Raw genomic sequence first — 20,854 nt, 5'->3', positions numbered from 1 at the left:
ATATTATTTTTTGTGAGATTGTTATACACGTTATGGCAAGGAAGGCAGGGAAATTCGTTAAGTAGTTTTTGCATCTCTATGAGCTACTTGAATAATGGTTACAATGTTTGTACAATTGTACAGCATGAGCTAGAGTTCGCTTAGCCCTTATCTACATATTCAGTTCCACCAACAGTTATTGCATCGACCTTGAGTGTTGGCTGACCAACTCCAACAGGCACATTTTGTCCGTCTTTTGAGCACGTACCAACACCAGGATCTAACTTTAGATCATTACCAATCATTGATACTTTTTTCAACACTGTTGGACCGTCACCAATGAGTGTTGCTCCTTTAACTGGCTGTGTAATTTTACCATTTTCTATTAGATAAGCTTCCGAAGATGAGAAAACAAATTTTCCTGATGTTATATCAACTTGTCCACCACCAAAATTTACTGCATATAAGCCTCTCTTTACGCTGGATATTATTTCTCCTGGTGTATATTTTCCTGGCAACATATAGGTGTTTGTCATGCGTGGCATAGTAACTTCTTCATAACTTTCCCTTCTACCATTACCTGTTGGATTTACACCCATAAGTTTGGCGTTCATGTGATCTTGCATATATCCTTTGAGAATTCCATCTTCTATCAGCACATTATAGACAGGTGAAGTACCCTCATCGTCTATGCTAATAGAGCCACGCAAATTAGGTAGAGTTCCATCATCAACTACAGTAATGTTACTGGCTGCCACTTGTTTACCCATAGAATTTGAAAATGCCGAGATTCCTTTACGGTTAAAATCACCCTCAAGTCCATGACCTACAGCTTCATGCAATAATATCCCTGGCCAACCTGAACCTAAAACAACTGTCATCTCTCCAGCCGGAGCTGGAATTGCCTCAAGATTTACTAGCGCTTGCTCTAACGCTTGGTTTGCAACTTCTTTCCACTTCTTCTCAGAAACAAATTTACTATAAGAGTCTCTCCCACCGTGCCCTGCAGAACCTCTCTCAGCTCGGCCATTTTTCTCTACGATGACTAGTACATTAAAACGTACCAAAGGCCTAATATCGCTTAACCTGTGATCATCTTTTATTATTTGTACAACTTGCCATTCTCCATTTAGAGTTATTTTTACCTGCTTCACGCAATTATTCTTCGACCTTAAATACTCATTAACCTCATTAAGTAGTTTAATCTTTGAGCTCAGGTCCATTTCATTTATGGGATTAATCGTTGAATACAGGCTTTTTGCCTCCTCATTTAAGTTTACTGAATTTGTTTTGCTTAAAGATGCTGAACTTTTCACCATGGAAGCAGCTTTACTAATTTCTTTTTCGCTAATCTCAGAAGAGCAAACAAAAGACGTACTATCTTCACAAAAAGACCTTAGACCAAATCCTCTTCTGATATTTAAATCCATATGTTTTAATATATTATCATCAAAAACTAGGGATTCTGATTGGCAAAACTCTAAAAATAGCTCACCACCATCACTATTGCTCAAAGCGTTGTTGACTATTTTATGTACATTATTAATATTAACATTGTTTTGAGCAAAAAATATTTGATCTAGATTTGGCATTACCTTTGAGCTAAAAACTATTTGAGTATATTATTTTATTTTAACATAGTAAATCACAAAAAGCCCGGGTGGCGGAATTGGTAGACGCGCTAGCTTCAGGTGCTAGTAACTTTTCAAGTTGTGGAAGTTCAAGTCTTCTCCCGGGCACTCTATATTGATTTTCAAGTCAATTAATGTTATGATATAATATGTATTTACTGTTAAGTTTATGAGTTATGAGAAAGAGGGGCTTATTTACAGAAAAAAAATACGAACTTATTCAAAACGCTTAGTTACTGCACTATCTATTGCTTCTTTGAGTGGGTACATAGCAGCATTAGCCCTAAATATTTCTTCCTTAAGCTTGTATTTTACTATTGTCAGCACTATGCTAAGTGCACTTTCGCTTGCTTTAAATATATGGTCATTAACTGATCATTTTAGGCAGTGTGGCCTTAATAAGCAACTCGATACCTCTTGGCAAGATAAATTAATGAAGATCTGCCTCAACATTACATCTAACGTTTCATTTTTAATAGGAGGAATTACATCTATATTACCTCTTGAATTTCCTATTATCCCCTTTATTTCCGTTGCTTTTTTTATTCTAGGTTGTACCTTTATGGCAACCAATTTCATTCGAACTATGATTAGTCAGCCGCAAATAGATGAAACCAAAACCTCAAAGCTAGTGATCATTTGAACATTCAATCTGCAATAGCTGCCTAATTATTACATGTTAATAAGTTAGCTTATTTAACTTGACAAATTACGCCATCCCCCTTGCTATGATAGCAAGAGTATTTATCCTTGTTTTTAATCTCCGCGGATTTAACAGCAAAATTCAGTAAAAAACTCAGATATTTATTGGCAAATTACATAAAAATTATAGCGGCTGCATGTCTTTTAAATTTTTTCTACATTCAGCCAAATCGCGCTTAAAATAAGCGTTAGCACATTATCAATTTAAATTATTATAGGGTCAAAACTCACTACTGGGGGATTCTTTTGCCTTTTTTTGCTTGGTAAATTTCTTGATATTTTGATTAGTTAGAAGTCCTATAGAGATGTCATTCCAGTGCTTCTTACTTACCTGTTCTGGATACCAGTACTGGGATTACATAAAAAGGGCTACTTAAATGACAAGATAGATAGAACTGGCATGAATTGGATTTGAGTAACTCAAATGACCAATGAAAACTTTAACCCTAAACATTGAAGCACTATTATGCACTAAATGATAACTTTCATACACTTGTCATGGTAGTCGTGAAAGAAATAATTCATACAATAAGCATGAATGAAATGATTAACATGATTTGGAAATTTATATATTATAAAGTATTAATAGTTAGTTAATTTATGAGGTGGAGACATGGGCTATAAGCTAAGAAAAAGAGAATATGATTATAATGAAAGTTTATTTAAAGAGATAGGCATTCAAGTACAAGAAGTAGAAGGTCGTAACTTCTTAGAAATATCTAATATAATAGCAAAAAATTATAGAAGGTTATCAATAAAGTGTCACCCAGATAAACCAGGAGGTAGCGATGAAAAAATACAAGCCCTTAACAGAAATAAAGCAGCACTTTTGCAATATATTAAACCACTAAGTGGAAAGAATCAGGGATTAATCATTCCTGAGGAATGGAAAAGGTATTTACAATCAATTCAGCAAGGTCAGAATGATAAGCGTGCAGAGTATTATGCTGTTTTTACTCGGGTAAATATCCTACTGCTCATCTCGTCATTAGTGTCGTATATTTACTTGGGGTTTAAGCTATATAAGGCTGCTAATTTTACTGACGCACCTGGCATTTTGTTTAGTGCGAGTCTAATAACATCTGTTACAACTTTTTTCTTATCTGTTTATTTGATGTCTTCTTTATTTAAAAAAGCTATGGATTTGCAAAATCCTCAACGGGAACAAAGTGAAAATTTAGATCAAGAAGAGCTAAAAGATGAAATGTTCAAAAGTAAAGCATTTAAATATCTAATTCTTACTTCCCAAATTTCAAATTATCTTCCTCCTATTTTATTAGTAGCAGGTTTGGTGTTACAGTATCAATCTAGTTGCGTAGACAGTAAAATACTCATTGGATTTGCTACAGTACTAGGTTGTAGTTTATTACTACACTTAGCAAGTGAAATCCACGAGAGAAAAGTTGTAAATCTTGTAAAAACTGAAGGAATAGGTGATGAACAAAATGTACCTATAGGAGCATTAACCGAAAAGCCAAGCAGCATTGTAAATCCTGATGGTGCTTTTAACGTCTCGGCTCATCAAGTAGGTTGATTATTCTCCATACTCAAATCTCTGGCTAAAAATAACGAGCCACAGATTAGTATGGTTTTGACGTTTTGAATAGAGGCTTTTAATATGTGATTTGATATTGCATCACCGATTGATTTACATTCGATAGCATTTACTCCTATATTATTAGCTCCTTCTCTAATTAAATCTGTACTTGTTGCTTTAGGCTCAGATTTAACACAAATCGCGCATAGTAGTTTGATATATGGCTTTAAGTGCTCTAAGAACTCTGCGACGTTTCTGTTACGAGTAACACCAAAGATCATATAGATACCTTCAGCAAAATTGTCTCTTACCCACTTAGCTAACACTCTGGCACCATCATTGTTGTGCGCGCCATCTAGAAATAATTGCCAATCTTTTGGTAATAAAGAAATTAAATTACCTTCTTTTATAGACTCTAGCCGCGCAGGCCAATAAGTGCGCTGTAAACCTGAAGCAATGTCCTCTTCTCCAATATTAAATCCATACTTCCCACTTAAAATGCTACATGCTGCAATTGCGTTTCCTGCATTGATTATTTGATGATCACCTTTTAAAGATGGCAAAGAAAATTCTATTGATTGAATAGTCGATTGAAAGACTATTCTGTTATTCTGTTTTTCGCAATTCCATTCAAGTCCTCCTCTATATAAGGGAGATTTTTTGTTTATTGCGTGTTGTTCTAGCGTGTTCATTATAGATTTTTCTTGTGATGCTATGACACAAGGAACATTAGGTTTCATTATTCCAGCCTTCTCACTTGCTATAATCTCCACAGTAGGACCAAGATATTCTGTATGATCAAGGGCAATGGAAGTGATGATCGTTAGAATCGGATTATCTATAACATTTGTTGCATCAAGCCTTCCACCCATACCCACTTCAACTAAAGTAATATCCGCTTTATGACGAGCAAAAGCTAAGAAAGCTGCAATTGTTGTGGCCTCAAACAGAGTGATATGTTGTTCCGCAACTGCTATACGGCATTCTTCCAGTGAGTTATGTAATTCACTATCATCGATATCATTGCCTGCAACAACTATTCTCTCATTAAAATTCACTAAATGTGGAGAAGTGTACGTATGAACTTTATACCCTGCTGCTTGCATTATATATCTTATAAATGATAGTGTTGATCCTTTGCCATTAGTGCCAGCTATGTGAATTATTGGCGGTATTTTTTTCTCGGGATTACCCAATTTATTTAGAAAACTTTTTATGCGATCAAGAGAAAAATCCTTTGGCCTACTGCCAATCGGCTTAGGCCAATGAGGCATGTATATCATAAATTATTGTTACGTTTTAATTCATCTATTACACTTGCCATGCCATTCGTGTCGATCTTTTCACTAAATTGAGAACGTTGATTAATAGCAATACTTATCCCACTCATTACAACATCGTTTATTAAGAAAGAACTATCACTTTTAGTAACTTTAAAGTCAATATTTGTAAATTCCTCATCACCATAAGAAAATCTTGTTCCTATCAGACAAGTTTCATCGTCAACTGCTTTTGTACTCATTATGATCATTTCACTATTATTTATGTATTTATACAAAATTTTAGCGCACAAACGCGCGAGATATACTTCATATTCTTTTAGAAACTCTTCTTTTTCTTTCTGAGTAGATAAATTCCAATATTTCCCTATTACAAATCGAGATATTTCTTTGAGGTTAACATTATTCTGAATGATCTTCCGAAGCTTTTCGTGTATATGTTCTAGATTTTTTCTGTTTCCTTTCATAGACGTGTTGTCTATTTGCTGCTTCATGGCAAGGACAAAAGTTTTGTGCCCTATACAACTCGCGTAAGCACTTGAGGAGATTACAATAAAAATGGTTAAGAGCTTAATAACATTCATAAGATATATTTATTAGCTATGATACTTAAAATGCAAAATTTAACAAAGGCAAAATAATGATCGCTAGCTTTAACATATCTATAGACATACTCTATATAAATAATCTATAACTAACTTAGGGGTCTGTGCTATGCGTTATGAGTTAAGTTAAATTTCCCGAGCGATAATTTCTGATCAAGGGGATCGCCTCTGTTAATTTCATTGAAATTAGTACGTGATGCCCACCTTAACTTTAGGTCTCAGGAATCTACTAAGACTGACGGTAGATACGGATCCCATTTCCATTACTCAGTTTTATGCTTCACCAATATAAAGAAAAAGGTATTTTTGTCTCTTCATCGCATGAAGTATTTCAAGTTGTAATTGATGTTGAGAAGTATCCTGATTTTGTTCCTTGGTGCAAAGCTGTTTATATAAAAGGAAAAACTGATAGCCAAATGATTGTGGATCTCCTTGCGACTTTTCATGGTATTAAAGAAAGTTACACATCAGAAGTGACCTACCTTGCTCCAAATGGAACAAATGAAAGTTGGATAAAAGCTGTGTCATCAAATGGAATATTTAAGCATTTGTACAACGAATGGAAATTTACTCCTATGAGCAAAAATAAAACTATGGTAGAGTTCTATATAGAGTTTGAATTTAAATCCAATTTGTTTTCTACTTTATTAAACTCGGTGTATAAATATGCACAAAATAAAATAATTACTGCATTTAAAGACAGAGTAGAAAGCCTTGCTAAACAAAAGTTATCTTGACATCATTTATATAAATGCATAAATTCTTTAATAAGTTAAGTGTTTCAATTGTAATGATTTTTAGATTATTGTTCTTACTTATTTTTATAAGTGTTAGTTCTTATGCAACTATTGAACAAAACTTACCCAACACTCAAAAAACTGATGAAATAACGCCAAAAGAACTACTGTCGCTATTGCCTGATGATAAATTATTAGGAGATCGAAAAGCACCAATTTTAATGATAGAATACGCCTCGCTCACTTGTTATCACTGTTCTCTTTTTCATAAGAAAGTTTTTCCTAAAATCAAAGAGAAGTACATAGATACAGGTAAGATGTTATACATATTCCGTCATTTTCCTCTAGATTACAGAGGATTAAAAGCTGCAATGCTAAGTTATTGCTATGAAAAAGAAGAAGACTATTTTAATTTTAACAAAGCTGTGTTTAACGCAATAGACTCGTGGAACTACTCTAATTTTAGTGATTTAACTATACTACAAAAAATTGCTGCACTAAGCAATTTGAAGCAAGATGTATTTAACCAATGCATTAATGATAAAAAGATGATGGACAAAATTATAAATGATAAATCACTTGCAATTAATAAACTTGATATCACAGCTACTCCTGTATTCATCATCAAGCTTAACGATGACAAATCATACGTAGAAAATGGTAAAATCAAACATGAAGGATATAGAGACCTGGAATACTTCACTAATGTAATAGATGAGTCATATGGAAAAGCTATAGTGAAGTAATAACACTGTAGCTTACCATATAAAAACCCTATGCTGAATCAGTATTTTTTGATACTGTTTGTTGCTTTTTACGCTCAAACTCTCTTTTTTTACTGTGCCAAGTATAATAATACATGGCAATTTTATTCTCTATTAATACTATCGTTCCATCATAAAATTGGACCATATCCATAACTTTTTTCTGAGCTTCGTTAAAGCGTTCTTTGTACTTCTCGCGATAAGCTGGATTGTGCAGTAATTTTACTCCTTCATTATTATTAGATTTCTTGCTTAACGTTTCAACTTCGTTAGCAGTGTTATAAGACATATAACCCCCTCTAATTGATTATAAAAATTACATTTTAAGAGAGATGTAAATAAACGATCCCTTAATTCTAGTATAGCAATTGATTGTTATACTAGTTAACCATAGTAAAATATATAATAATCTTTGTCACTTAAAATTTTACTTTATAAAATAACAACTTAAAATAAAAAATTTTATTATTCTTAACTCTATTGTTACCTTTATAAATCTTATATAGATTAAACCTCCTTAGTTTATATTATAAAACTTAATGCGTCATAACTTTAGCAGAAAATCGTTGTACATAAGAAACTTATTTGCAAAAGAGTATAAAAAAATAGAAGAACATTGTACTCTTGATAAGAAACAACGCATTCAAATCACTCCTGAAGAAGGAAAATTATTAAATTTATTTATCAAAATCCATAAAGTTAAAAGTATAGTTGAAATTGGCACGTTATATGGTTATTCATCAATTTGTATGGTAAAAGCTTTACCGAAAGATGGTCATATATATACAATAGAAAATAATTCTCAGCATTACGAAATAGCAAAAAAAAATTTTAGTATCTTTAATCTGAGTAACAAAATTTCTTTAATAGAAGGCAATGCATTGGAAAAGCTTGATGAATTGTCAGCAAAAGCACCTTTTGATATGATATTCATTGATGCTGATAAAGTTAGTTATCCTAAATATTTAGATTGGGCAGATTCATACATTAAACAAGATGGGCTGATTGTTGCAGATAATACTCTATTGTTTAATACAGTATTCTTGAAATCTCCTCCAAAAGAAGTATCAGAAAAGTCATGGCATGCTATGAGAGAGTTTAACGATAGATTGTCAAATGAAAAGAAATATTTCTCCATATTGATTCCTACTGACGAAGGAATGACTGTAGCTTTAAAACTAACGTAAGTTAAAAATCAAGGTCAGCGTAATGTCTAGGGGGAGTTAAGCCAAAAACTCTCTCTAATAATATTTCGCGAAAACAAGGCCTTGATTTAACAATGGAGTACCATTCTTTTAAAATCTTACTTTTTTCCCATGGAAAACTACTTACATAATCCATTACGGAAATATGCGATGCTAAAGCAATATCAGCCAAAGTGAACTTATCAGTTGCAAGCCAAACGTTCTTGTTAATTAAGTGTTCGATGTATTCCATATGGCAAGGCAGGTTATGCTGAGCTGCATGAAGAAATCTAGAGTCAGGGCTGCGGTTAGTAATTACTTTTTCATTCATAATATACTTAGTAACTTCATTGTAAAATTTGTTGTCGAACCAATTGATTAGAGCGCGTATTTTAGACTTAATAATAGTGGATGAACCAAGTAATTTGACGTCGCTATTGTAAGTCTCTTCTATATATTCACAAATGGCATTACTATCCGCTATTACAAAGTTATTATCTATTAATACTGGTACCTGTCCGGTTGGATTAATCTTCATGAATTCATTTCGCTTCTCCCATGGATTTTCATATACAAAATCACAACTCAGCTTTTTTTCCTTGAGAAGAGCTCTAACTTTTCGTGAAAACGGACAAAGAGGAAAATGATATAAAATCATAATATTCCTCTTTTGTTATTCCAATACCTATATGTTGTCATTCCAGTGTGTGACACTATCTTTTTTCTCTGGATCCAAGTTGGAATGACAAGAGAAGAGTATTTTAGGTAACAGTTGTTTACTCCAAAGTAATGTTGCAAGAGATCTAACATATAAATTATTAAGGTTAATATAGGATATACCTTGCTAAATAAAAAAAAAAGTATAATATTTTATAAGGTATGCAGGCAAAAACTCTGTAACTTGGGTCAGATCAGAAATGAAGCAGCCATATCAGAACTTTTTTGGGTTGCATACCTATTTCATTGTTTGTTTTATTCGAGGCTATGAACATAGCATTAAAACATCGTCCTAGTAGCTTTAAAGATCTAGTAGGTCAAGATATATTAGTACGTGTATTAGAAAATGCTTTTATTTTAAACAAAATCCCACAGTCTATACTGCTCTCTGGTAGTAGTGGAGTTGGTAAAACCACCACTGCAAGGATAATAGCTTTATGTTTGAATTGTTCCCTGGGGCCAATTTTTGAACCTTGCGGATCATGTAAAAATTGTCTAGCAATAAAAAATTCAAGCCATCCAGATGTAATTGAAATTGATGCAGCAAGTCACACTAGCATCGACGATATTAAAGTAATCCTGGGAGATATTTGCTATTCACCTATAAGCTCTAAATTCAAAGTTTACATTATAGATGAAGTACACATGTTATCCAGCAGTGCATTTAACGCATTACTTAAAACCCTAGAAGAGCCACCATCTAGTGTAAAATTCATTTTAGCAACTACAGAAATAAAAAAGATACCAATAACTATTATTGCACGTTGTCAAAGATTTGATTTACACAACATTCCTGTAGCTAAAATAGTAGAACGTTTAAATGATGTTGCACAAAAAGAGAGTTATTCCATTGAAAAGGGAGCATTAGAATTAATTGCACGACACTCTGGAAATTCAATGCGTAACGCCTTATCTTTGATGAATCAAGCAGTGCTATATAGCAAAGATGGTGCAATATCCACTAAAAATGTGATAGACATACTTGGCCTAGTGGATAAAGATATTATATTCGATCTATTAGGAGCAATATTAGAAGGTGATTTACAGAAAGCTCTATCAGTGTTTGACAGGGCGATAAAAACAGCAAACCCACTTAGTATTTTTGAAGGTCTATTGCAAACAATTCAGTTAGTATGCCGTTTTTTGATTACAAAAGAAATTGATAATGCAGTTACAGAGTATGAAAAGAACAGGATAAAAGATTTAAGTATAAAGAAGTCTTTAATATTTTTTTCGAGATTGTGGAAGGTGTTGCTTAAAGGTATTCAAGATATAAAAACTTCAACATACAACGATGTTGCTGCTGAAATGATGCTAATTAGTCTTTGCTATCTCTCTGATCTGCCTTCTCCGGAACAGGTGATCAAAAAAATTCTTTCACAAAATGTAGAGCAAGGAAATAGACAGGGCAGACCTGTTGCACCTTCCCCCTCTGTCATCCCAGTAGCTGACTATTCGGATCCAAAAAAATGTGTGGAAAAACACCACTCTGTCATCCCAGTGCGTGACACTGGGATCCATGTGAAAAATAAACAACAAAATTACGATTTTGATAAGATTTTGCAACTATTAAGGCAGAGTAACCAAAATTATCTTTACAAGCAACTATGTAATAATCTACAGTTAATAGATTGTAAACCTGGATATTTAAAATTAAAAGCTGTATCTAAGTTGGATAGTAATTTTTGCAATGATTTAAAAAATTACTTAAATCAGGTGATTCAGCAGGAGTGGGTTATTACAGTTGATACGGGTTATATAAACAGGGAAGTGAGTAATTTAAATTATGCACCTGCAGTTAAGGATATACTTGATACATTTAAAGGTGCAAAAGTAGTTAATATAGAAAATAAGGAGTAAGTTGTGGATTTTAGTCAAATAATGAAACAAGCGCAAGAGATGCAAAAAAAGCTTGCAGAAGCTCAAGAAAAATATGTTGGAAAAGAGTTTCAAGGTATTTCTGGTGGTGGTAAAGTTTCTGTATTAGTGGAAGTGATAAAAATAGGTAGCTATAAAGCTAAAAAGGTAAATATAGACTTAGAGCTTATGAGAAATGAAGAAAAAGATATAGTAGAAGATTTAGTGACAGCAGCGTTTAATGATGCCATTAAAAAAGCAGAAGAAGATATGGCAAATGCAACCTCTGATCTTGCAGGTATGATGGGGTTGCCACCTGGATTTAAACTTCCTTTTTAAATTTACTACTGAAGTTTGCCTTAATGCAGTAACTAAGTGTTTTCCTTTTATACTAGTACTTCCATGAAGTACATTCACATTACTGCATGAATATGCAGCAATTCATAATGATGAATGCAGATCAGAAGATAAAAAGACATTAGTGAAATAGGTGTCAGAAGATCAAGAGTAAAAAAAGTAGAGTAACTCTATTTATTAATTAATAAAATCTTTGTATTTTCCTAAAAGTTAGTTAAGATACAGAAGGTTTTGTGTTATTAAGTTAGTACTTGACTTAACTTTAGTTATTATTTAGACTGCTAAAGTGGAATTTTAATTTTTTTAACGAGGGCAATTATGCATTATAAAAAGTTTTTTTCGGCAGCTGCTTTAGTGACGTTGCTAAGCCTATCAAACTCTGCTTTTTCATCAGACCCTATTGGTCCAATAAGTGATGAAGAAACTAGCTACTATGTTCGTTTGCAATACAACGGTGAGTTTGTACCTTTTAAAACAAAGATTACTGGCATTGAATATAAAAAAACAGGAAGCGACGTTCATCATGATCCTTTAAAAGCATCTTTTATGGCTGGTGGTGGTGCATTTGGTTATAAAATGGACGATATCAGGGTTGATGTTGAGGGACTTTACTCACAATTAAACAAAAACGATGTTAGTGGTGCAACATTTACTCCAACAACTGTTGCAAACAGTGTGGCAGCATTTTCAGGATTGGTTAACGTTTATTACGATATAGCGATTGAAGATATGCCTATCACTCCATACGTTGGTGTTGGTGTTGGTGCAGCATATATCAGTAATCCTTCAGCAGCTAGTGAAGTTAAAGATCAAAAAGGATTTGGTTTTGCTTATCAAGCAAAAGCTGGTGTTAGTTATGATGTAACTCCAGAAATCAAGCTTTATGCTGGTGCTCGTTATTTTGGTTCTTATGGTGCTAGTTTTAATAAAGAAAGAGTATCAGCTACTAAAGAGATAAACGTCCTTTACAGCGCTGTTGGTGCGGAAGCTGGAGTAGCATTTAATTTCTAGTCTATCGTTGTCTTATTATCCCAGTGGGTTTTCCTTGTCATTCAAGTAGCATGACACTGGGATCTAGAAAAAAGAAATGTGAATTCCAGTGTTTAAACACTGGAATAACACACTGTTTACTTTAAATTATATAGCCTATCATCACACATTAGTAATTTTAATTCTACATTCAGGTAGTTCTTGTTGAAGTTTAATGTTGCTAAGATCTTAATTAGATATAAAGTTATGCTTTTTTTAATTAAAGCTTGAATTTTTCACTGAAAATCAATATATTATATACATGGAGTTTTAATTTAAGTTATTATGTTGACCCCAGTAGCGAATTTATCTGTTAATAGTAGCACTAATCTCATGCAATATATTGCTGAAGTGCGAAAATTTCCTATGCTTTCCCAAGAAGAGGAAGTGCGATTAGCAAAAAATTGGCAAGAATACCAGGATATTTCTTCTGCTCACAGGTTGATTACTAGCCATTTGAATTTGGTAGTAAAAATTGCAATGAAATTTAAGAATTACGGGCTATTGTTGATGGACCTGGTCATGGAAGGAAATATGGGTTTAATGCATGCAGTGAAAAAGTTCAATCCCGATTTAGGGTTTCGTTTTTCAACTTATGCAATGTGGTGGATTGAAGCTTCGATGAAAGACTTTATATTAAAATCTTGGTCGCTTGTAAAAATAGGTACAACGCAAGCACAAAGGAGATTGTTTTTCAGTTTACGTAAAATAAAAAAAAGAATTTTACAGTATACGAACAGAGAAACTTTGAGTAACGAAGAAATAAAAGCAATATCAAACGAGCTTTCTGTATCTGAAGAAGATGTTGTACAAATGAACTATCGTTTGGCTTGTAAGGATCAGTCGTTAAATAATTGTATAAAAATAGGTGATGGCTCTAAAAAGGAGTTACAAGATATGATTCCGTGTAATTTAGTCAGTCAAGAAGTAGCTTACCACAATCATGAAGAAAAGGCATTAAAAGAAACAATTTTAAACAATGCACTGACAAGTCTTAACGAAAGATCACGAGACATTTTCATTAGCAGATATTTGTCTGAGAATACTCGGACTTTGGATAAGCTTAGCAAAAAATATTGTGTTTCAAGAGAAAGAATAAGACAGCTGGCTGAGCAAGCGATGAGTAAGGTAAAACAATACATAAAATCAGAGAGTTTGAAACTTGGGTTACATGCGTAGTCTTTTCGTACTTCTAATATTTCTCTCAGCAGGTGCTCTTGCATCGGTTAATAACGTACAACTGAGCAAAAAATATAAAGATTGGTTTGTGTATACTGCATTGGAAGATGGTGAAAAAGTGTGTTACATTGTATCTCATCCTAAGAAAAAAAGTGAACATTATACAGCCGATCGCAAGCCGTATGTAATGGTCAGTTACGTTGATAAAAAAGCAGATGAGGTAAGCGTCACTTCTGGCTTTCAGTATAATAATGAGCCTGTAGTTCTCAATATCGATAAAAAAATTAAATATCAATTGCCAATAATACAAGGAAGTCTTGCGTGGACAGACGATACAAAAATGGACCAAGATTTGATTCTAAAAATGAAGCAGGGATTATCAATGGTAGTTAATGGAAAAGTAAAAACAGCAAATGTTGATGATACTTATTCCTTGCTTGGCTTTCAAAAAGCATATCAAAAAATGCATGACTTATGTCATACAAGATAAACTACTGTAGTAGAATATCAATATAATATAAGATAGGCTATTTTGCCTTTCAGACAAAAATATGGATACCACTTTACATAGGATATGAATATCATTTAAAATATATTTTTGAGAATTAATATGTCAGAAATTGCAGATATAGGAATCAAAGAACAAAGTTCTGTGTGTGAACAAATGCGTTTCAGTGTAAGTCGTGCAAGCCTTTTAAATACGCTATCCAGAGTAAGTGGAGTGGTTGAGAGGCGTAACGCAATAGATGTTTTGTCTTGTATAAATATCAAAGCACAATATGGTAGCATAAAACTGAAGGCTACTGATCTTGATATTTCAGTATTTGCCTCACTTGTTGCAGATGTATCAACAGAAGGAGAAGTGAAAATCTCAGCACATACTTTACATGACATAGTGAAAAAGTTGCCAACTGATTTGGATGTCAATTTCGAAATGAATAATCAAGGAAAATTATTGATATCCTGTGGAAATGCAAATTTTTCTTTACCGAATGTAGTTTCAAATAGCTTTCCTGTCCTTGAAGAAGATGATCATCAATATGATTTCACTATACTAAGTGCAGATTTGGTAGATTTATTGACTAAAACGAAATTTGCTGTTTCACTAGATGATACAAGGTATAATTTAAATGGGATATATATACATACAGATGAGAAATTTCTGTACTGTGTTGCAACTGATGGCCACCGTTTATCACGTATAAAAAGGCCCAAACCTGAAAATATCAATGGCAAATTTGGTGTGATCATTCCACGTAAAACTATTATGGAATTATTGAAAGTGTTGGGTGATTGTAATGAGGTTAATATAAAACTTTCAGATAGAAAAATCAAATTCACATGCGGTGAGTATATTCTAATATCAAAATTGATAGATGGGACTTTTCCAGATTACAAAGCCGTTATTCCAACGTTTCAAGATAAACAAATGATTGTTGAGAGTAGTAAGCTTTCTAGTGTTATAGACCGAGTTTCCGTTGTTGTATCTGATAAAGTAAAATCAATTAAATTTTCATTGCAAGAGAATTTATTAACTCTACATTCAAATTCCCAAGAGTGCAGTGATGCAACTGAATCTATAGAGGTGGATTACGATGGAGCTCTTCTGGAAGTAGGATTTAATTCTCGTTATTTGCTTGATGTTTTATCCTGTATAAAAAATAAGTGTAAATTTAGCTTATCAGATGGTAATAGTGCTACAATTATCACTGATGAAGATGATCCAAGTGCACTATATATAGTGATGCCAATGAGGACTTAAGCTAGCAATCTATCTTTACTAAGTATAAGCCGTAAGGCGGTGCAGTGATTCCAGCGGCGTTTCTTTTACATTGACTTAATATATTTAACATTTCTTGTGGATTAGTTCTATTTTTTCCAAATTCAACTAAAGTGCCAACAATAATTCTCACTTGGTTATGTAAAAAGGAAATCGCAGATATTTTGATGTATATGTGACTTCCATTTTGTACTATATCAATATCATCGATTGTTCTGACCGGATTTGTAGCTTGACAATCTTTTGAGCGGAAGCTTGAAAGATTATGTTTTCCAAGCAGGTGTCTAGCAGCTTCACGCATGATGTTTACGTCAAGTGGGTTAAATACTTGCCACACATAACCGATTTCCAGAGCTGCAGGAGCGTAGCGATTAATTATTCTATATTCATAATATCTTTTTTTTGCTGAGAAGCGGGCATGAAATGCATCACCTACAACTTCTGCACCAAGCACAACTATAGGAATCGCTTTTAAGTGATAGTTTATTCCATTTCTTATTTTGTAAAGCTCAAATTGCCTTTCCATATTGAAATGAGCAACTTGCCCTAAAGCATGAACCCCTGTGTCAGTTCTGCCACCACAATGCAAAGAGACTCTCTCGCCACTGAAATTAAATATAGCGTTTTCTATGGTTTCCTGAATTGAGTTAGCAGAGTGTTGTTGCTTTTGCCAGCCAGAGAAACCACTACCATTGTATTCTATCGTTATTTTGTATCGCACTACAAAGTCTATCTAATTTAGGTAACTAACGTTCTGCGTTATTAAAAAACCCTTGGCAGATTGGTTGCGTTCAATTACCATGGAGACTATACAAGTTAATAAATGATCCATGGCACATAATCCAGAAGAAAGAAATAATGATAAGCAAAAAGCACTAGATAATGCAATAAGTCAAATTGAAAAAGCATTCGGTAAAGGTGCAATAATGAAGCTGAAGCAAAACCCTGTTGAAAAAATAGACACAATATCTACAGGGTCGATTGCACTTGATTCGGCTCTGGGTGTTGGGGGACTGCCAAAAGGACGTATAATTGAGATATTTGGCCCTGAGAGTTCTGGTAAAACTACTCTTGCTTTGCATGTAATTGCTGAAGCACAGAAAAAAGGAGGTTTATGTGCATTTATCGATGCGGAGCACGCACTGGATGTTATATATGCTCGTAAACTTGGAGTAAGCACCGATGATTTGGTGATTTCACAACCAGACACTGGCGAACAAGCGTTGCATATTGTTGAATATTTAGTATGTTCTGGTGCAGTTGATGTAATAGTTGTTGACTCTGTTGCAGCACTAACTCCAAGAGCTGAAATTGAAGGGGATATGGGGGATCAGCACATGGGGTTGCAAGCAAGACTTCTAAGTCATGGGCTACGAAAGCTCACCTCTGCAGTTTCAAAAGCAAACTGTATATTGATATTTATCAACCAAATTCGTATGAAAATAGGAGTAGTATATGGAAATCCTGAAACTACCACCGGTGGAAATGCATTAAAATTCTATACTTCTATAAGACTTGATATAAGAAAAGTTGGTACAATAAAGGATAAAGAGAATATTACGGGTAATGAAACGAGAGTTAAAGTTGTAAAAAATAAAGTTGCTCCTCCATTTAGAGAAGCAAAATTTGATATAATGTACAATGAAGGTATATCAAAACTTGGGGAAATAATAGATATAGGAGCAAAACTTGGTGTGCTTGAAAAAGCAGGTGCTTATTATTCATATAACAATACGCGTCTTGGCCAAGGAAAGGAAAATGTAAAAAGCTATCTCAAGGCAAACAAAGAAGTTGCAAATGAAATAGAAACGAAAATCAGAGATTCATTTAAAAATCACGATGATTCTATCGCAATAGAAGAGGGGTGCGAACAGCTTTTAGAAGAATCAGTGTTCTAACCTAGAGCAGCAGAGTAGCAAAATAAGATAGGTAAAAACATAGGAACAAATGGTGTCATGAAAGTAGATGATACTAAAGAGGCTATTTGAATAGAAAGAAATGGGTGTCATGCCAGTGCCCAGACACTGGCATCCAGTTAAATTTACGGAGTATACAGCGTCAATTATTTGAATGACAGCGTTTTGATACATGATCAGAATTCCTAGATCCCAGTGTCAGCTACTCGGATGACATTATAGAAGCTGGAACGACAAGAAAAGAAGCACTAGTTTCAATATAGCCATACATCTGAACAGATACAATCCAGATACTTGTATTGGACAGTATTCGCTTGCTATACACTCCCAACTGAGCTTATAAAAGCTGTGTTATCTCCTTGTAGCATTAAGTGTATATTTTTTGCTATTTTTTCTACTAAGGGGATAACATTATCAAAATTTTCAAACTTTGATAACACATAATCTGCTAAGCTCTTCTGATCTTCAGGCCTGTCTACTCCAAATCTCAAACGCCAATAATCGTTGCCAATAAAGCTATCTATAGACTTAAGTCCATTATGTCCAGCAGAGCTACCACCCTTTTTTACTTTTATTCTTCCAAATTTCAAGTCAGCGTCATCATGTATGATAACAATATTATCTAGGGATAATTTGTAAAAATTTTTTATTTTTGCAATAGGAATACCTGAATTATTCATAAACGAATAAGGTTTTATCAATATGACTTTATTATTATTAATCATGCTGGAGGTTATCAAGTAATCGGCTTTCTTAGAAAATGACTGAAAATTCCAATACTTGCAAATTGCATCAATAACTATGAAGCCAATATTATGGTGAGTTAATTCATATTTACTACCAGGATTACCAAGCCCAGCTATTAAATGCACTACTCCTCTGTTTCTGCTTTAGGTTCTTCAACATCACTATCAGCAGCAGAAATTGTCACAATGGTAAAATTTTCCTCCTCATGAGCTACAAACTTAACACCTTCTGGTAATTTTACATCATTGATATGTATAGATTGACCAATCATTTTGCCAGATAAGTCAATTTCTATGGCTTGAGGTATTTTCTCAGGAGAGCATTTGACAGTAATAGAACGACACAAAACATTAAGCACTCCACCTAACTTGATCCCTGGAGCTTTACTTTCATTCACAAATGATAGAGGTATGTCTATTTTAATTTCGCTGCCTTTATCAACAAATTGAAAATCAACATGTTGCACAGTATCCTTTACTACATGCAATTGGATATCGCGAACAAGAGCATATTCCTTTTTGCCCGAAATATTCAGCTCTATCAAATGTGCAGAAAGAGAGCCTGATTTATATTGCTTCGTGAATTCCTTTGCAGACAATGTTAAATTTATATTATCATGCCCTTTACCATATATAACTGCAGGTATACTTCCCTTCTCCCTCAGAGCCTGCATCGCTTTCTTTTTTTTTACATCACGTAACTCTGCATTAATTGTTACCATTTCTTGCTGTGCCATCGATTACTCCTATTCAGCTAATCCTTTTTATATAATTTAATAATATAACATAAAAATATTTATTTCAAACTTCATTCTTTCACAGTAGTTTTTTGTGAAAAAATTTGTTTAGATGTATATTTAAGATTACGTAGTAAGAGCTATGAGTATTGACGATGAAGTAGTTTTGAAGATTTATAAGCCAACAAAAACTGCAACACAATCTGGTTTAGGTAATACAAAATTCTGGCACCTAAAAATTGAGCCTTGTTCTTACTATATTGAACCTTTGATGGGGTGGGTTGGCTCAAAAGACCCAAAAAAACAGATTGTATTAAAGTTTGATTCTCTTGAAAAAGCAGTATCTTACGCAAAGAAACACAGCACAAAGTACACAATTGAAATACCAAAAGATGTTAAAAGGCTGCCAAAATCTTATGCGAATAATTTCGTATCAAAGTAAGTTTTATCGTAGTGTGTTTATCTAAAAGCCTAAATTTAAGAACATATCTTGAAAGGACTTAAGTGGTTAAGCATATATTAAAGAGTCCTTGAAGTAAGGAGAGCACGCTCATATGTCAAGCAAACAACGTTTACCTAGAATCTGTGACATTAGCAGCTTTCTTGCCCCGTTTTCAGTAAACAGTGATTTTGTAATTCTTTTATATATTAGAAAAATTTTTATTTTAATTAGCATTAAACCATAGGCGCCTATTGGTTTTTAGCTAAAGTAAAGGTCAAGTATCTGGAATTCTGGACATAAAATCCTCCTGTGTAAAAAAGATTAGAAAAAAGTGCAGCGCACATACGACAGAAATTAAGCACACTTACATGCTCTGAAGAATACGCCTTTTGATTAAAAATTTGACTGAAAAGTCTGCAGACAAAGATAGATTTTGAGCTCTTAAAATATCTCTAACTGCAATTATAATCAGATTTAAAATATATGGAAGCAATTTTTTACGTTAGCTATTTAAAATTAGGCCTCTTGCATAACTATATTAAAGCAATACTAAAGAAAAACATAAATATTGAAATAAACAGAAGGTCCTCATGATAACCTTTGTATAGCTCTGAGTTTTGCTGAACGCGCACGTGGATTTGCATTTATCTCTTCCGCACTTGCTTTCATCACTTTTTTGTTTAAAAGGGAGAATGTCTTGGTAGATCCTGGTTCACACAAATCTTTAAAAAGGGTTTTAACTATACGGTCTTCTAGAGAGTGAAAGGTAACTACAATTAATTTGCCGTTTTCACTTAAAATCTCAGATGCAGCTTTAATACCCTTTTCAAGCTCTCCTAGCTCATCGTTTACCCATATTCTGATCGCCTGAAATGTCCTAGTTGCAGGATCAATCTTGCTTTTTCCACGAAACACTACAGAACGTACAATATCTGCAAGTTCAAATGTAGTTTTGATAGTTTTCTTCTTCCGCGCATTTACTATCGCTCTTGCGATTCTACGAGAATGACGCTCACCTCCGTAATTGTATATAGTGTTTGCAATCTCTTCTTCACGTAAAGCGTTAACAAACGTTGAGGCATTTATATGAGAAGAATTATCCATGCTCATGTTAAGTGGACCATCACGTAGAAATGAGAATCCTCTATCTCCATTATCAAGCTGCATAGATGAAACTCCAACGTCGAAAACTATTCCATTGATACCTTTAATATTATTACTATCTAATAAATTTTTAATATTACTAAATTTCTCAATAAATAGATTTATTCTATCAGGGTATTTAACGTTCAGATCATCATAAAATTTGGTAACTGTTTCATCCCTATCAATTGCATATACTTTGCAATCGGCGGATTCCAATATTGCTTTGCTATATCCTCCAGCTCCAAACGTGGCATCCACATATATACCACCACTGTGTGGTGACAATTGCAGTAGCATCTCTTTTAACAAAACTGAAATATGTGTCATATCAAGAGACTTTGTGCACTTAAACTAAAATAACTTTCTCGCCAAAAAATATATGGAAATATATAGGTATAGTATAAGAATATTTAAATATAATCAACGACATAAAAATTTAATAAGATAATATTATTAATATAACATTTACATAATTCATGTTTGAAAAAGTAAGTAATATTACTATAATATCAAACAAATTATGGCAGAT

22 protein-coding genes, 1 tRNA gene and 2 other RNA genes are annotated in these 20,854 nt (G+C 33.5%); 16 read left to right on the top strand and 9 right to left on the bottom strand.

The window, feature by feature from the left end:
• Positions 1 to 140: 140 nt before the first annotated feature.
• Positions 141 to 1,571, bottom strand: a complete 1,431-nt coding sequence (tldD, locus tag ABWU62_RS01185; protein ID WP_353287239.1) for a metalloprotease TldD — start codon at positions 1,569 to 1,571, stop codon at positions 141 to 143.
• A 62-nt stretch (positions 1,572 to 1,633) separates the two neighbouring features.
• Between tldD and ABWU62_RS01180 the strand changes: the two genes are divergently transcribed.
• The 3 genes from ABWU62_RS01180 (at position 1,634) to ABWU62_RS01170 (ending at position 3,846) form a co-directional block, all read left to right on the top strand.
• Positions 1,634 to 1,718, top strand: a tRNA-Leu gene (locus ABWU62_RS01180).
• Positions 1,719 to 1,779: 61 nt separating this feature from the next.
• The gene (locus ABWU62_RS01175) at positions 1,780 to 2,253 is read left to right on the top strand and encodes a hypothetical protein (RefSeq protein WP_353287238.1); all 474 of its coding nucleotides are present in this window, start codon (positions 1,780 to 1,782) and stop codon (positions 2,251 to 2,253) included.
• Between the two features lie 672 nt (positions 2,254 to 2,925).
• Complete coding sequence (locus tag ABWU62_RS01170) at positions 2,926 to 3,846, top strand: molecular chaperone DnaJ (protein ID WP_353287237.1); 921 nt, start codon at positions 2,926 to 2,928, stop codon at positions 3,844 to 3,846.
• Here ABWU62_RS01170 and ABWU62_RS01165 read toward each other — a convergent pair.
• Both ABWU62_RS01165 and ABWU62_RS01160 read right to left on the bottom strand, forming a co-directional pair.
• Entirely contained in the window at positions 3,834 to 5,132 is a 1,299-nt protein-coding gene (locus ABWU62_RS01165; protein WP_353287236.1) for a bifunctional folylpolyglutamate synthase/dihydrofolate synthase, read from the bottom strand. The genes ABWU62_RS01170 and ABWU62_RS01165 overlap by 13 nt on opposite strands.
• Complete coding sequence (locus tag ABWU62_RS01160) at positions 5,129 to 5,713, bottom strand: phospholipid-binding protein MlaC (protein WP_353287235.1); 585 nt, start codon at positions 5,711 to 5,713, stop codon at positions 5,129 to 5,131. Before ABWU62_RS01160 ends, ABWU62_RS01165 begins: the two co-directional genes overlap by 4 nt.
• Positions 5,714 to 5,830: 117 nt before the next feature.
• Between ABWU62_RS01160 and ssrS the strand changes: the two genes are divergently transcribed.
• From ssrS to ABWU62_RS01145, 3 genes are all read left to right on the top strand, one after another.
• A non-coding RNA gene (ssrS, locus tag ABWU62_RS01155) (6S RNA) lies at positions 5,831 to 5,992 on the top strand.
• A 17-nt stretch (positions 5,993 to 6,009) separates the two neighbouring features.
• Entirely contained in the window at positions 6,010 to 6,471 is a 462-nt protein-coding gene (locus tag ABWU62_RS01150; protein ID WP_353287234.1) for a type II toxin-antitoxin system RatA family toxin, read from the top strand.
• Positions 6,472 to 6,524: 53 nt separating this feature from the next.
• On the top strand, positions 6,525 to 7,217 hold the full coding sequence (locus ABWU62_RS01145; RefSeq protein ID WP_353287233.1) for a thioredoxin domain-containing protein: 693 nt from the start codon (positions 6,525 to 6,527) through the stop codon (positions 7,215 to 7,217).
• A gap of 28 nt (positions 7,218 to 7,245) precedes the next feature.
• Here ABWU62_RS01145 and ABWU62_RS01140 read toward each other — a convergent pair whose 3' ends face one another.
• A complete protein-coding gene (locus ABWU62_RS01140) occupies positions 7,246 to 7,524 on the bottom strand; it encodes a DUF2671 domain-containing protein (protein WP_353287232.1) in 279 nt (92 codons plus the stop codon).
• Between the two features lie 250 nt (positions 7,525 to 7,774).
• Between ABWU62_RS01140 and ABWU62_RS01135 the strand changes: the two genes are divergently transcribed.
• Positions 7,775 to 8,422, top strand: a complete 648-nt coding sequence (locus ABWU62_RS01135; protein ID WP_353287231.1) for an O-methyltransferase — start codon at positions 7,775 to 7,777, stop codon at positions 8,420 to 8,422.
• 1 nt (position 8,423) lies between these two features.
• On the opposite strand, the gene ABWU62_RS01130 is transcribed toward ABWU62_RS01135, so the two are convergent.
• Complete coding sequence (locus ABWU62_RS01130) at positions 8,424 to 9,077, bottom strand: glutathione S-transferase family protein (RefSeq protein WP_353287230.1); 654 nt, start codon at positions 9,075 to 9,077, stop codon at positions 8,424 to 8,426.
• Between the two features lie 214 nt (positions 9,078 to 9,291).
• Here ABWU62_RS01130 and ffs point away from each other — a divergent pair.
• The 7 genes from ffs to dnaN all read left to right on the top strand — a co-directional run bounded on the left by ffs (position 9,292) and on the right by dnaN (position 15,320).
• Positions 9,292 to 9,382: signal recognition particle sRNA small type (gene ffs / locus ABWU62_RS01125), an RNA gene on the top strand.
• A gap of 21 nt (positions 9,383 to 9,403) precedes the next feature.
• Positions 9,404 to 10,996 (top strand): DNA polymerase III subunit gamma/tau, encoded by a 1,593-nt coding sequence (gene dnaX / locus ABWU62_RS01120; protein ID WP_353287229.1) that lies wholly within the window; start codon positions 9,404 to 9,406, stop codon positions 10,994 to 10,996.
• 3 nt (positions 10,997 to 10,999) lie between these two features.
• Positions 11,000 to 11,332, top strand: coding sequence for a YbaB/EbfC family nucleoid-associated protein (locus ABWU62_RS01115; RefSeq protein WP_353287228.1), 333 nt, complete (start codon positions 11,000 to 11,002; stop codon positions 11,330 to 11,332).
• Positions 11,333 to 11,668: 336 nt separating this feature from the next.
• Positions 11,669 to 12,361, top strand: a complete 693-nt coding sequence (locus ABWU62_RS01110) for a P44/Msp2 family outer membrane protein (RefSeq protein WP_353287227.1) — start codon at positions 11,669 to 11,671, stop codon at positions 12,359 to 12,361.
• A 303-nt stretch (positions 12,362 to 12,664) separates the two neighbouring features.
• A complete protein-coding gene (locus ABWU62_RS01105; protein WP_353287226.1) occupies positions 12,665 to 13,558 on the top strand; it encodes an RNA polymerase factor sigma-32 in 894 nt (297 codons plus the stop codon).
• A complete protein-coding gene (locus ABWU62_RS01100) occupies positions 13,551 to 14,048 on the top strand; it encodes an invasion associated locus B family protein (protein WP_353288129.1) in 498 nt (165 codons plus the stop codon). Before ABWU62_RS01105 ends, ABWU62_RS01100 begins: the two co-directional genes overlap by 8 nt.
• Positions 14,049 to 14,168: 120 nt before the next feature.
• Positions 14,169 to 15,320, top strand: a complete 1,152-nt coding sequence (dnaN, locus tag ABWU62_RS01095; RefSeq protein ID WP_353287225.1) for a DNA polymerase III subunit beta — start codon at positions 14,169 to 14,171, stop codon at positions 15,318 to 15,320.
• Position 15,321: 1 nt separating this feature from the next.
• Here dnaN and truA read toward each other — a convergent pair whose 3' ends face one another.
• Positions 15,322 to 16,059 (bottom strand): tRNA pseudouridine(38-40) synthase TruA, encoded by a 738-nt coding sequence (gene truA / locus ABWU62_RS01090; RefSeq protein WP_353287224.1) that lies wholly within the window; start codon positions 16,057 to 16,059, stop codon positions 15,322 to 15,324.
• 109 nt (positions 16,060 to 16,168) lie between these two features.
• Between truA and recA the strand changes: the two genes are divergently transcribed.
• The gene (recA, locus tag ABWU62_RS01085; protein ID WP_353287223.1) at positions 16,169 to 17,236 is read left to right on the top strand and encodes a recombinase RecA; all 1,068 of its coding nucleotides are present in this window, start codon (positions 16,169 to 16,171) and stop codon (positions 17,234 to 17,236) included.
• 335 nt (positions 17,237 to 17,571) lie between these two features.
• On the opposite strand, the gene pth is transcribed toward recA, so the two are convergent.
• Positions 17,572 to 18,126, bottom strand: a complete 555-nt coding sequence (gene pth, locus ABWU62_RS01080) for an aminoacyl-tRNA hydrolase (protein ID WP_353287222.1) — start codon at positions 18,124 to 18,126, stop codon at positions 17,572 to 17,574.
• A complete protein-coding gene (locus ABWU62_RS01075; RefSeq protein WP_353287221.1) occupies positions 18,126 to 18,737 on the bottom strand; it encodes a 50S ribosomal protein L25/general stress protein Ctc in 612 nt (203 codons plus the stop codon). Before ABWU62_RS01075 ends, pth begins: the two co-directional genes overlap by 1 nt.
• Positions 18,738 to 18,879: 142 nt before the next feature.
• Here ABWU62_RS01075 and ABWU62_RS01070 point away from each other — a divergent pair, with 142 nt between their 5' ends.
• Positions 18,880 to 19,179: an ETC complex I subunit gene (locus ABWU62_RS01070; protein ID WP_353287220.1), complete on the top strand. Its 300-nt coding sequence runs from the start codon at positions 18,880 to 18,882 to the stop codon at positions 19,177 to 19,179.
• Positions 19,180 to 19,767: 588 nt separating this feature from the next.
• Here ABWU62_RS01070 and rsmH read toward each other — a convergent pair.
• On the bottom strand, positions 19,768 to 20,652 hold the full coding sequence (gene rsmH, locus ABWU62_RS01065) for a 16S rRNA (cytosine(1402)-N(4))-methyltransferase RsmH (protein ID WP_353287219.1): 885 nt from the start codon (positions 20,650 to 20,652) through the stop codon (positions 19,768 to 19,770).
• Between the last annotated feature and the right edge of the window lie 202 nt (positions 20,653 to 20,854).

This window comes from Wolbachia endosymbiont (group B) of Gerris lacustris (assembly GCF_964028355.1).
GTDB lineage: Bacteria > Pseudomonadota > Alphaproteobacteria > Rickettsiales > Anaplasmataceae > Wolbachia.
The sequence above is the reverse complement of the archived record's forward strand: the minus strand, read 5'-3'. Positions and strand labels throughout refer to the sequence as shown.

Bases quoted from the DNA above. Each gene is read 5' to 3' on its own strand.
- tldD (WP_353287239.1), bottom strand. From the start codon at position 1,571: ATGCCAAATCTAGATCAAATATTTTTTGCTCAAAACAATGTTAATATT.
- ABWU62_RS01175 (WP_353287238.1), top strand. From the start codon at position 1,780: ATGAGTTATGAGAAAGAGGGGCTTATTTACAGAAAAAAAATACGAACT.
- ABWU62_RS01170 (WP_353287237.1), top strand. From the start codon at position 2,926: ATGGGCTATAAGCTAAGAAAAAGAGAATATGATTATAATGAAAGTTTA.
- ABWU62_RS01165 (WP_353287236.1), bottom strand. From the start codon at position 5,132: ATGATATACATGCCTCATTGGCCTAAGCCGATTGGCAGTAGGCCAAAG.
- ABWU62_RS01160 (WP_353287235.1), bottom strand. From the start codon at position 5,713: ATGAATGTTATTAAGCTCTTAACCATTTTTATTGTAATCTCCTCAAGT.
- ABWU62_RS01150 (WP_353287234.1), top strand. From the start codon at position 6,010: ATGCTTCACCAATATAAAGAAAAAGGTATTTTTGTCTCTTCATCGCAT.
- ABWU62_RS01145 (WP_353287233.1), top strand. From the start codon at position 6,525: ATGATTTTTAGATTATTGTTCTTACTTATTTTTATAAGTGTTAGTTCT.
- ABWU62_RS01140 (WP_353287232.1), bottom strand. From the start codon at position 7,524: ATGTCTTATAACACTGCTAACGAAGTTGAAACGTTAAGCAAGAAATCT.
- ABWU62_RS01135 (WP_353287231.1), top strand. From the start codon at position 7,775: ATGCGTCATAACTTTAGCAGAAAATCGTTGTACATAAGAAACTTATTT.
- ABWU62_RS01130 (WP_353287230.1), bottom strand. From the start codon at position 9,077: ATGATTTTATATCATTTTCCTCTTTGTCCGTTTTCACGAAAAGTTAGA.
- dnaX (WP_353287229.1), top strand. From the start codon at position 9,404: ATGAACATAGCATTAAAACATCGTCCTAGTAGCTTTAAAGATCTAGTA.
- ABWU62_RS01110 (WP_353287227.1), top strand. From the start codon at position 11,669: ATGCATTATAAAAAGTTTTTTTCGGCAGCTGCTTTAGTGACGTTGCTA.
- ABWU62_RS01105 (WP_353287226.1), top strand. From the start codon at position 12,665: ATGTTGACCCCAGTAGCGAATTTATCTGTTAATAGTAGCACTAATCTC.
- ABWU62_RS01100 (WP_353288129.1), top strand. From the start codon at position 13,551: ATGCGTAGTCTTTTCGTACTTCTAATATTTCTCTCAGCAGGTGCTCTT.
- dnaN (WP_353287225.1), top strand. From the start codon at position 14,169: ATGTCAGAAATTGCAGATATAGGAATCAAAGAACAAAGTTCTGTGTGT.
- recA (WP_353287223.1), top strand. From the start codon at position 16,169: ATGGCACATAATCCAGAAGAAAGAAATAATGATAAGCAAAAAGCACTA.
- ABWU62_RS01075 (WP_353287221.1), bottom strand. From the start codon at position 18,737: ATGGCACAGCAAGAAATGGTAACAATTAATGCAGAGTTACGTGATGTA.
- ABWU62_RS01070 (WP_353287220.1), top strand. From the start codon at position 18,880: ATGAGTATTGACGATGAAGTAGTTTTGAAGATTTATAAGCCAACAAAA.
- rsmH (WP_353287219.1), bottom strand. From the start codon at position 20,652: ATGACACATATTTCAGTTTTGTTAAAAGAGATGCTACTGCAATTGTCA.